Below are 7,965 nucleotides of genomic sequence, written 5' to 3'. Positions count from 1 at the left end.
AAATTAACATAATACACCTTATACGAAATGCTGTATAATTATCCTTATAATTCAACGCTGTAGTTCCTAGTTGATAGCCCATCTTCCCCAAGGTGGGCTTTTTTTATGATTTTTCACGTTCCACGCCCATTCTTTGAGCAATGTTTCACGACTTTATTCATATTAGTTAAACAATCGTGGTTAATCATAGGGTCTAAAAAAACGGCTCCAAAAGCCTCTTTTTTCCGGTTCCTGTTCAATGTGCTCCGGTACTGGAATCCGCTTATTTTCCCTCTGCTCTGGAGTAGTCAATCCGTCATGTTTCAGCTCAGGTTCTGACCGAGGATCCGTTGCTATATCCTGGTCAGATTGCTGCTCTGTAAACGTGCTTATATTGGCTTGTGGTGGCTTCATTTCAATAAGTGTAAGTAGCGTGTCAATACGAGCATTTGCCTTCGTTTCCCGATCTTCTGCTTTTTCCAACTGTTTCTTTAAAAAATCAATCTGATTTTTGAGTTCAACAACTGTATTATCAGTGTATTCAGGTGTATCAATGTTTTGTCTTGGAGACGTATCAAGACGTTTTGAGTTTGTTCCACCAAAAGGCTCACCATAGACACGAAGTAATTCTGAAAAGTCGATAGAACCATCATGATCACGACTTAATACTCCGTTTTTTATATCTTTGTAGAGTGTGGCCCGAGATTTTTTATACAGTGTTGCAGCATCACTAACACTGTATTTTGTACTTGTTTTCATATTGTATTACTGTGTATTAACGATACGTATTGGAGAATACAATAAGTGTATTCTCCAATAAACTCAAAGTTTAAAGCCTAAGTTCTTTAGATAAGGTAAAAACTGTTTTTGCTGTTTTGGATCTCTCAACATATCTTTAATTGTTATAGCTAAATCATCATAGCTTTCACCTTGCTGTGCTAGATGTGATAGTTCATGTAAACGAGAAAGTTGATTTCCAAACATATTAATTTGAGCATCTGTTAGTTTATAAAATTCTTTAGGTACATCTGTATTCTGATGACTAATACTCTTAGTCTTTTCTTTAAATGAAAAAATAATACTAGTAACTTTACGACCAGTCTTTTTCTGTTCATAAGTGACATTTAAAGGGCTGCATTCGTTTATTTGGTCTATAGCAGTATCAATTACTCGTTTCTTGAAATCTGCGAATAAAGGGTACTTTTTACCAAGCTCAAGCATTGTCCGCAAATTCTCAACTGAAATTTCACGCTTACCTATTTGTCGATATTGAACAAGTAGCTCATAAATACGAATACCGTACCCACTATTTATTCCAGCGATGTCTGACAGGGCATATTTGGTGAATTCTCTACTTAGATTAGATATGAAAGGCAGAATTGGTTTTGAAAAACGAATACCAATGACACTTTGACTATCTAGAAATTGAACTTCTTGTACCCATCGCATTTTTATAGACTTGTCATCAATACTGAGGTTAATAGATCGTTCATAGAGTCTATTAATACCTTCCTTTAAATCTCTGTATGCAGTTTTTTCATGTACACCTAATTGCCTTAACTCATTGATACTAACAGGATATAGCTCATCATCTGTAATAGGCTGATTTTTTGGAATCCGTGAAATGGCAGCTAAGACAATTCGTTGCTCTACGGCACTTAATTGATATGAGGCTTCTATTACTTGATTTGATTTTACAACGTGATTTTTATTCAAAATAAAACCATTAATTTTTAATATATGACAAATATATACTTGTCATAGTTAGTAGTCAATCCGTCATAGTTAAGTAGTCAATCCGTCATAGTTAGTAGTCAATCCGTCATAGTTAGTAGTCAATCCGTCATAGTTAAGCTTTAAAACCCTTACTGTATAAGGCATACAGGGGACTGAAAAGATTTAAAATATTTAAAATATATTTAAAATATATTTAAAAAGAGCAAATTGAAAAATTGCCCTATGTTTTCGCTACGCTCAAACTCTATTGAATCTCGCTTTCGCTCGATTCGAGGGGCAATTTTTGGCTCAGAATTTCGTGACTTTAAAAAAGCAAAAGCACGAATGAATTCGCTACGCTCATAAGTTCTTTATGCTCGCTTCGCTCGGTCTAGACATCATTTTTCTGCAAGTGATTTACTGTTTTTAAGATTTTTATACTAAAAAATTGTTTTCCAGAGAGTCTAGGCGCGACTTTTCAATGTTCGCTCGTAGACACTCGCTCTGAAATTGCGATTAGATGCAAAAAAATAGGGGGTATGCGCGATTTTTCACTGATCACTAATAAGATCCTATGGTGATGAGGAAAACGTGCTTAAAACGCAAATGATGAGCTTTCAGGAAAAGGTAAGGCGGCCTCCTAAGGAGACCGCCTTGTTTTTTGATTTGTCGTGTTCAAATTCACGAAACTAACGCGCTTAACGCTAATCATTTATTGAGTTCGCGACTAGAACGAACTCGTAGTTATCAACTTACGACATTTTCACTGTTTCCAGTGGAAGCGACTCTCATGGATCCTCCATCAAGACTAAGCTGGCCCTGACTTCTACACATCACAAAGTACACACTTCAAATTGTGTTTTAGTTCCACAATCACGATTTTATATAACATCATCCCACTAGCAGCATGCTGCATCATCGCAAAAATCAGTCAGCAGCAGATCCGTCTCCGGAACAACTGGGTGATTTCAAAGCGCAAACTTCAACGTAACCAACGCTTTTTTCTTAGTGAATACTCATGAAATATTATTCATCCGACCGCTACTTCAGGATGTTTAACGTCTATTCACTTTCTCCCGTGCCAAACAGGCTTGCCGCATTTCATAGCTGCCGAGGTTGCCACACCTCTCCCCTGACAAACTTTGTTTTCTCAGTCCGGTTATGCACCGTATTGCCTTTCGTTCACCCACCCCTTACGTTTTTATTCGCTCGAAGTGACCTAATTAATCTGTAAATAAAACCAAATTAAATCTATTCAGCAACTCTCCCTCTCTCATTAATAAAACCTTATAGCACTCTCGCGGAGTGTTTTCGGTCCCAAAGCCTATATCAAGGAGCCACCTTATATAATCATTGACTTGAGAGATTCCCACTTTAGCGTTAACAGTCTTTGTCTATTTCTAGTGAAATAGACGGTCAGTACGCTTATCCGTTCCATTTGATATCAGCTATTCCTTTTTTTTGGGATAAGAGTTCCAAAAACTCCCATTATTAACCGATATTAAATTTCATTACGGGTAAAGCACTTAACCTACATACAGCAACATGCGTAATAATATAAAGAAAACAATTATTAATAATGAATAAATCCAAAATTAATAACACAAGATATTATCTCCTTAGTGTCACCGTTACTGGCTTGAGCTATCCATAGATCATTTCAGCCAACCGAATATGTCATCACGACAAGTCAATTCGGCCAACCGAAATGTACCAAGCGTTCTAGATTTCTCCTCACGCCCCTAGTACCTCGCGATACTCTCATAAGCCCACCAGTATGCAACGCATTTAGCCCTGTTAAGGAATTGAAGCTAAAAACGTGTGTTCCTAACGCATCTATCATTCCTTGAAGATACTCACACTCTCTGTTAAGCAGGGTTTGCCCTTGTCACCAAGGGTCCCGTTTCAGTGTCGCCCAACTATTTATCTGCCCACCACGATTTCATACGTCACAAACAGAATAAGAGTGATTGGGTCAAAGAACAGAATCTCACTGTCCAGTGCCCTTCGCAGCCGCACCAACTAGATTTCTCACGTATGCAGCTACACGGTCTTTAGCATGAAATGGCTGTTTCATGCACACGGACCAAGAAAAAAACAAAGCTTAGAAAGTTTCGCTCACTGCACGATTAACACAGGAAAGCTCATTTCATATTTTGGCAATGCCATCGTCTCAGGATTTTTTAAAGTTGGCAAATTTTCAGATGTTTTCGCGCCCGCCGATCGCAGGAACTCTTATTTATATTTCTGCCATAAAACAGCTGCTTACAATGAAATTCACTCAAAAATAGTCAATAAAAAATATATGTTTCAAAGGGGGGCTTTTATGGTTATGGAAAAAAATAGTATTTTGAGCAAAAAACACCCAGTTCTAAAATGAGAATGGATCATTTTTTTAACGATTTATTATCTAGAAATAAGAAGAGCACATCCAGTGCTCTTCTTGGATGCCACTGCGTATAAGAGATTTTATGTTAAGTGTATTTTTATATCTATAAAAACTTTCCATATAAATGATTTATATGAAATATATGTGATAATTTGAATCTTGAAAGTATCAGAGAAGATAAAATGGGAAAAAGTCTAAATTTAGCAAATTCAATTTTCGCAGGCTTTAATGATAAAAACGGATTAATGATTTGTGGTTATGAATGGGGTGAAGAATCACAAAGTAAGGGGCAAGAAGTTATAATAGATATGACTAAAGAATGTACCTTTTCTAATAAATCATTGCGATATGGTGATGTTGCTAAGACATGGATTAAATACGATAAAAGAATTAGAACTTGGTTTTCTATGTGGGGGCATCCTCTAAATGAGGAAGGCTTAGGCGATGCTTTCGACAAAATGATTGTACAAACTAATTGGGCTGTAGAATCAAAAAAATCTCGTTCTGCAATTTCTTTCTACAAACAAGATGAAAATGTTGATAATTTTATAGCACATATAGAAGAACTTAGACCTAAAGTAATTCTGTTTATGGGAAGTGAGCTTTTAACTAAGGTACTAAAATTTTATAAAGTAAGGGATAAATTCACTCCAATTATGGGCAATGAAATTGAAAAATTGCAAACATTAAGAATGCCTGATTATCATGGCTCATTGGCTTATATCAATAAATTTGAAAACTGCACTGTAGTTGGGTTGCCACATCCTTCTAGTGGTCGTGGAATTACAAATGAGTATATTGAATTCTGTGGATCTGAATTAAATCCTATTATTTCTCAATTTAAAAAAGATCGCGGTATTGCATAAAATTTATGAAAAAAGTCCATCTCATCCAAGCAGATATAACAGCTTTTGCTGTACATGCCATCGTTAACTCAGCAAATAAATCTTTGCTTGGTGGTGGGGGACTTGATTATGTGATTCATAAAAAAGCTGGACCATTGATGAAAGAAGAATGTGTTCGTCTAAATCAAGAAAAAGGTGGATGCCCTACAGGTCAAGCAGAAGTAACAACAGCAGGTAATCTGCCTGCTAAATACCTTATTCATGCGGTTGGACCACGATGGTTAGATGGCGAACACAATGAGCCACAATTGCTTTGTGATGCTTATAGTAATGCACTATTCAAAGCTAATGAAATTCATGCACTCACTGTTTCTTTTCCATGTATTAGTACAGGTGTTTATGGTTTTCCACCTCAAAAGGCTGCTGAAATTGCGATTGGCACTATACTCTCTATGTTGCCTCAATATGATCATGTTGCAGAAGTATTTTTTATCTGCCGAGAGGATGAAAATTATTTAATTTATAAGAATCTTTTATCGAATATCGATGATCCAAATATTCAGATTCTGATTTCTTAGTTTAAATTATCGAAAGCTCGTATAAGAATTCAGCCACAATTTTGGCTAATAATTCATGTTCTTCTTGTGATTCAACAATATCGACCATCAAATCATCTAAACCTGTTTGTTCCTGAATGGTAACACCTTGAATTTCGAGATAAGTCAGCATTACAGCTAAACCAGTTCTTTTATTACCATCAACAAAAGCATGACCTTTTGAGATAGCTATACCAAACCATGCTGCGATCTCAAAAATGTCGCTTACATTACTGTAATACATTTGCTGATCTATACGGCTTAATACGCTTTCTAGCTTTTCAATATGACAGCCTATTCGCCCTACGCCAGTTTGTAATAGGATCTCATCATGCACAGCAATGACGAATGTTGAGCTAATCAAACTCATTTATAAGCAAGCTCTTGGATTTCAGCTTTATGCTGATTAATGACTCGTTTTGCACTATGCATCACAACACGTTTAGTCGCTTCGTCATTGCTAAATTGGATTGGTAATACTTGACCCGAAACCTTTTCACGATTTGAAATTTGATCAAGGCTATAGTCTTTTAAACGCTTTCTCATCTTCATACCCCTATTAAAAGAGAATTTCATTTTAGCCTAAATTAAACAATTAAGTACGATAGTGAGGATCTTTTCTTGGAATAGCATTTTCTGAATCTATATCAAAGAAATCATAAATTTTAGTGGCTGTTACTGTGTTAAATAATTTTTTGTCCATATACACGATTGCTTTTCCTTTATTTGTGTCGAAAATTACCCTACCCCTTGGAATCTGTTCATATTCATAATGACGTAGTTCTGGGTATACACTTTGCATATTTTTCCAATAATCGACATGTGTATATGGACTATCAATTAAGCCTATTGAATCTGCATCATTTAAATTGAATGGATGAGCTATGCCGATAACTTGCTTTTGCAAAAACCAAAAGATTCCTATTTTCATTTTTCATCAACTGATTAATTTCCCTAAAATTAACATAATACACGTTATACGAATCTAAAAATGGGAGCCTTAAGCTCCCATTTTTTAAGTAATTTTTTAAATAAGACTTGGATGAGCATCTAAAATTCGAATCAATGTAGCTGCTGGTCCAGTTGGATAGCGTCGTCCCTGTTCCCAATTTTGCAGGGTACGAGGACTAATATGCAGACGTGCAGCAAACTCATTTTGGCTCAAGCCTGTTTTTTCACGTACTTCTTTAATATCTGGTAGTTCGAGTTCTGTAACTCGACTTGCTTTAACTTCTTTACGTTTGATAGCTCCAGCTTCTTTGATTGAAGCAACCAAGTCATCAAATAAGTTGTTATCCATGAAATTGCTCCTTCACGAGTTGGCGCAGAATGGCTGTTTCCTTATCTGTTAAATTATCTTTCACTGATTTTGGATAAGCCACTAAGAAAAATATCTGATCATCCTCGGTGACCCAATAATAAATCACCCGAATGCCACCACTTTTTCCTTTGTTACCTTGAGCACAACGTACTTTGCGAATACCACCGCCATTCTTGATTAGATCACCTCTATCAGGCTGTACCAAAAGATCTTCCTGAAGTTGACGATATTCCTCATCAGATACAAGGTCTTTAATTTGCTTGGTAAAGATGCTGGTTTCAATAAATAACATGGACTCTTTGTACGTCAATGGCGTACTTGTATTTTAGCAGTTTCCATAACAAAAAACGAGAGTTGTCCGCTCTCATTCCGAATAATGCCCATCATGCTAAATAAAAGGATATTCAGAAAAATATAGATGTAAAATTATGGCCAAGAAAAGTTATTTGAGTTGTTATATGAGCGTTACTGTTACTCAGCAAAAAGATATTAATAAGGTTTTGAAGAAATACCCTGATTGCTGTTCAATCTGTAAAGATCATTTTGATGATGAAGATTTGACATATACAGTTTTTGGATATGACAAAAATCAACGTATGCAAATCGTTTCAGGTTGTTGTATTGATGAGATATCAGACGTAGTGCTTCTAGGCTTATGTGGTTGTTATGACCCAAATGACATACAGAATTTAATGAAAGAGCATCCTCTAGTAGGTTAATTCTTTAAGGTGAGCTTGAAGACTTTCTAAAATTAACATAATGGGCGTTATTCGGTTATTTATTGCTGATCTAAAATTTGTAAAAGAGAGTCTGGCTTAATTTAGACAGCTCTTTACTATATTTATTGAAGGTTTTTTATGAAGCACTTAGGATTTGTAGGAAAAAGTACTGAATATTTAGGGTATACCCATGTTGAAATTATCAATAGCTCATTACGCTTATCTTTCAATATTCCATCAACAAAAGATCTAGAAGAAACCTTTAAAAAGATGGTCGAAAATAACTATGATTTACTCATGGAAACATCAGCAGAAATCGAGTTCGAATTAGAAAGTGAAACGCTAGCAAAGATAGAAACCATCATAAAAGAAAAAGGGATTGAACTTGATGAGTTTGTTC

Annotated in this window: 12 protein-coding genes; 5 read left to right on the top strand and 7 right to left on the bottom strand. The window is 35.7% G+C overall.

The features are described from left to right. Positions 1–180: 180 nt before the first annotated feature. The gene (locus FTU17_RS16220; protein ID WP_109091661.1) at positions 181–738 is read right to left on the bottom strand and encodes a plasmid replication DNA-binding protein; all 558 of its coding nucleotides are present in this window, start codon (positions 736–738) and stop codon (positions 181–183) included. Between the two features lie 63 nt (positions 739–801). After that, positions 802–1,695, bottom strand: coding sequence for a replication initiation protein RepM (gene repM / locus FTU17_RS16215; RefSeq protein WP_001038666.1), 894 nt, complete (start codon positions 1,693–1,695; stop codon positions 802–804). A 2,059-nt stretch (positions 1,696–3,754) separates the two neighbouring features. On the opposite strand from repM, the gene FTU17_RS16210 reads away from it, so the two are divergent. The 3 genes from FTU17_RS16210 to FTU17_RS16200 all read left to right on the top strand — a co-directional run bounded on the left by FTU17_RS16210 (position 3,755) and on the right by FTU17_RS16200 (position 5,507). Continuing rightward, positions 3,755–4,075 carry a hypothetical protein gene (locus FTU17_RS16210; protein WP_180136025.1) on the top strand — a complete coding sequence of 107 codons (321 nt, stop codon included), beginning with the start codon at positions 3,755–3,757 and terminating at the stop codon, positions 4,073–4,075. Positions 4,076–4,266: 191 nt separating this feature from the next. Further along, positions 4,267–4,950 (top strand): hypothetical protein, encoded by a 684-nt coding sequence (locus FTU17_RS16205; RefSeq protein ID WP_180136027.1) that lies wholly within the window; start codon positions 4,267–4,269, stop codon positions 4,948–4,950. Between the two features lie 5 nt (positions 4,951–4,955). Continuing rightward, on the top strand, positions 4,956–5,507 hold the full coding sequence (locus tag FTU17_RS16200) for a macro domain-containing protein (RefSeq protein ID WP_000755487.1): 552 nt from the start codon (positions 4,956–4,958) through the stop codon (positions 5,505–5,507). A gap of 1 nt (position 5,508) precedes the next feature. Here the strand turns inward: FTU17_RS16200 and FTU17_RS16195 are convergent, their stop codons facing one another. The 5 genes from FTU17_RS16195 to FTU17_RS16175 form a co-directional block, all read right to left on the bottom strand. After that, complete coding sequence (locus FTU17_RS16195) at positions 5,509–5,895, bottom strand: type II toxin-antitoxin system death-on-curing family toxin (RefSeq protein WP_000053135.1); 387 nt, start codon at positions 5,893–5,895, stop codon at positions 5,509–5,511. After that, a complete protein-coding gene (locus tag FTU17_RS16190; protein ID WP_001231652.1) occupies positions 5,892–6,071 on the bottom strand; it encodes a hypothetical protein in 180 nt (59 codons plus the stop codon). The genes FTU17_RS16195 and FTU17_RS16190 overlap by 4 nt, the downstream gene beginning before the upstream one ends. A 49-nt stretch (positions 6,072–6,120) precedes the next feature. After that, positions 6,121–6,456 carry a hypothetical protein gene (locus tag FTU17_RS16185; protein WP_179997550.1) on the bottom strand — a complete coding sequence of 112 codons (336 nt, stop codon included), beginning with the start codon at positions 6,454–6,456 and terminating at the stop codon, positions 6,121–6,123. Positions 6,457–6,552: 96 nt separating this feature from the next. Continuing rightward, positions 6,553–6,825: a NadS family protein gene (gene nadS / locus FTU17_RS16180; protein WP_000369781.1), complete on the bottom strand. Its 273-nt coding sequence runs from the start codon at positions 6,823–6,825 to the stop codon at positions 6,553–6,555. Continuing rightward, entirely contained in the window at positions 6,818–7,138 is a 321-nt protein-coding gene (locus FTU17_RS16175; RefSeq protein WP_058971762.1) for a type II toxin-antitoxin system RelE/ParE family toxin, read from the bottom strand. The genes nadS and FTU17_RS16175 overlap by 8 nt, the downstream gene beginning before the upstream one ends. Positions 7,139–7,304: 166 nt before the next feature. Here FTU17_RS16175 and FTU17_RS16170 point away from each other — a divergent pair, with 166 nt between their 5' ends. Beyond that, a complete protein-coding gene (locus FTU17_RS16170; RefSeq protein ID WP_180136023.1) occupies positions 7,305–7,565 on the top strand; it encodes a hypothetical protein in 261 nt (86 codons plus the stop codon). A 138-nt stretch (positions 7,566–7,703) separates the two neighbouring features. Further along, the coding region (locus tag FTU17_RS16165) for a hypothetical protein (protein ID WP_180136021.1) at positions 7,704–7,965 on the top strand (262 nt) is incomplete at its 3' end.

The organism is Acinetobacter sp. YH12070 (genome assembly GCF_013419625.1).
Lineage (GTDB): Bacteria > Pseudomonadota > Gammaproteobacteria > Pseudomonadales > Moraxellaceae > Acinetobacter > Acinetobacter amyesii.
Note: the sequence above shows the minus strand (reverse complement) of the source record. Positions and strands in the feature narration are given on the sequence as shown.

Excerpts from the sequence above, each read along its gene's own strand:
- FTU17_RS16205 (WP_180136027.1), top strand. The coding sequence starts at position 4,267 with ATGGGAAAAAGTCTAAATTTAGCAAATTCAATTTTCGCAGGCTTTAAT.
- FTU17_RS16190 (WP_001231652.1), bottom strand. The coding sequence starts at position 6,071 with ATGAGAAAGCGTTTAAAAGACTATAGCCTTGATCAAATTTCAAATCGT.
- FTU17_RS16195 (WP_000053135.1), bottom strand. The coding sequence starts at position 5,895 with ATGAGTTTGATTAGCTCAACATTCGTCATTGCTGTGCATGATGAGATC.
- nadS (WP_000369781.1), bottom strand. The coding sequence starts at position 6,825 with ATGGATAACAACTTATTTGATGACTTGGTTGCTTCAATCAAAGAAGCT.
- FTU17_RS16185 (WP_179997550.1), bottom strand. The coding sequence starts at position 6,456 with ATGAAAATAGGAATCTTTTGGTTTTTGCAAAAGCAAGTTATCGGCATA.
- FTU17_RS16210 (WP_180136025.1), top strand. The coding sequence starts at position 3,755 with ATGAAATGGCTGTTTCATGCACACGGACCAAGAAAAAAACAAAGCTTA.
- FTU17_RS16175 (WP_058971762.1), bottom strand. The coding sequence starts at position 7,138 with ATGTTATTTATTGAAACCAGCATCTTTACCAAGCAAATTAAAGACCTT.
- FTU17_RS16220 (WP_109091661.1), bottom strand. The coding sequence starts at position 738 with ATGAAAACAAGTACAAAATACAGTGTTAGTGATGCTGCAACACTGTAT.
- FTU17_RS16170 (WP_180136023.1), top strand. The coding sequence starts at position 7,305 with ATGAGCGTTACTGTTACTCAGCAAAAAGATATTAATAAGGTTTTGAAG.
- FTU17_RS16200 (WP_000755487.1), top strand. The coding sequence starts at position 4,956 with ATGAAAAAAGTCCATCTCATCCAAGCAGATATAACAGCTTTTGCTGTA.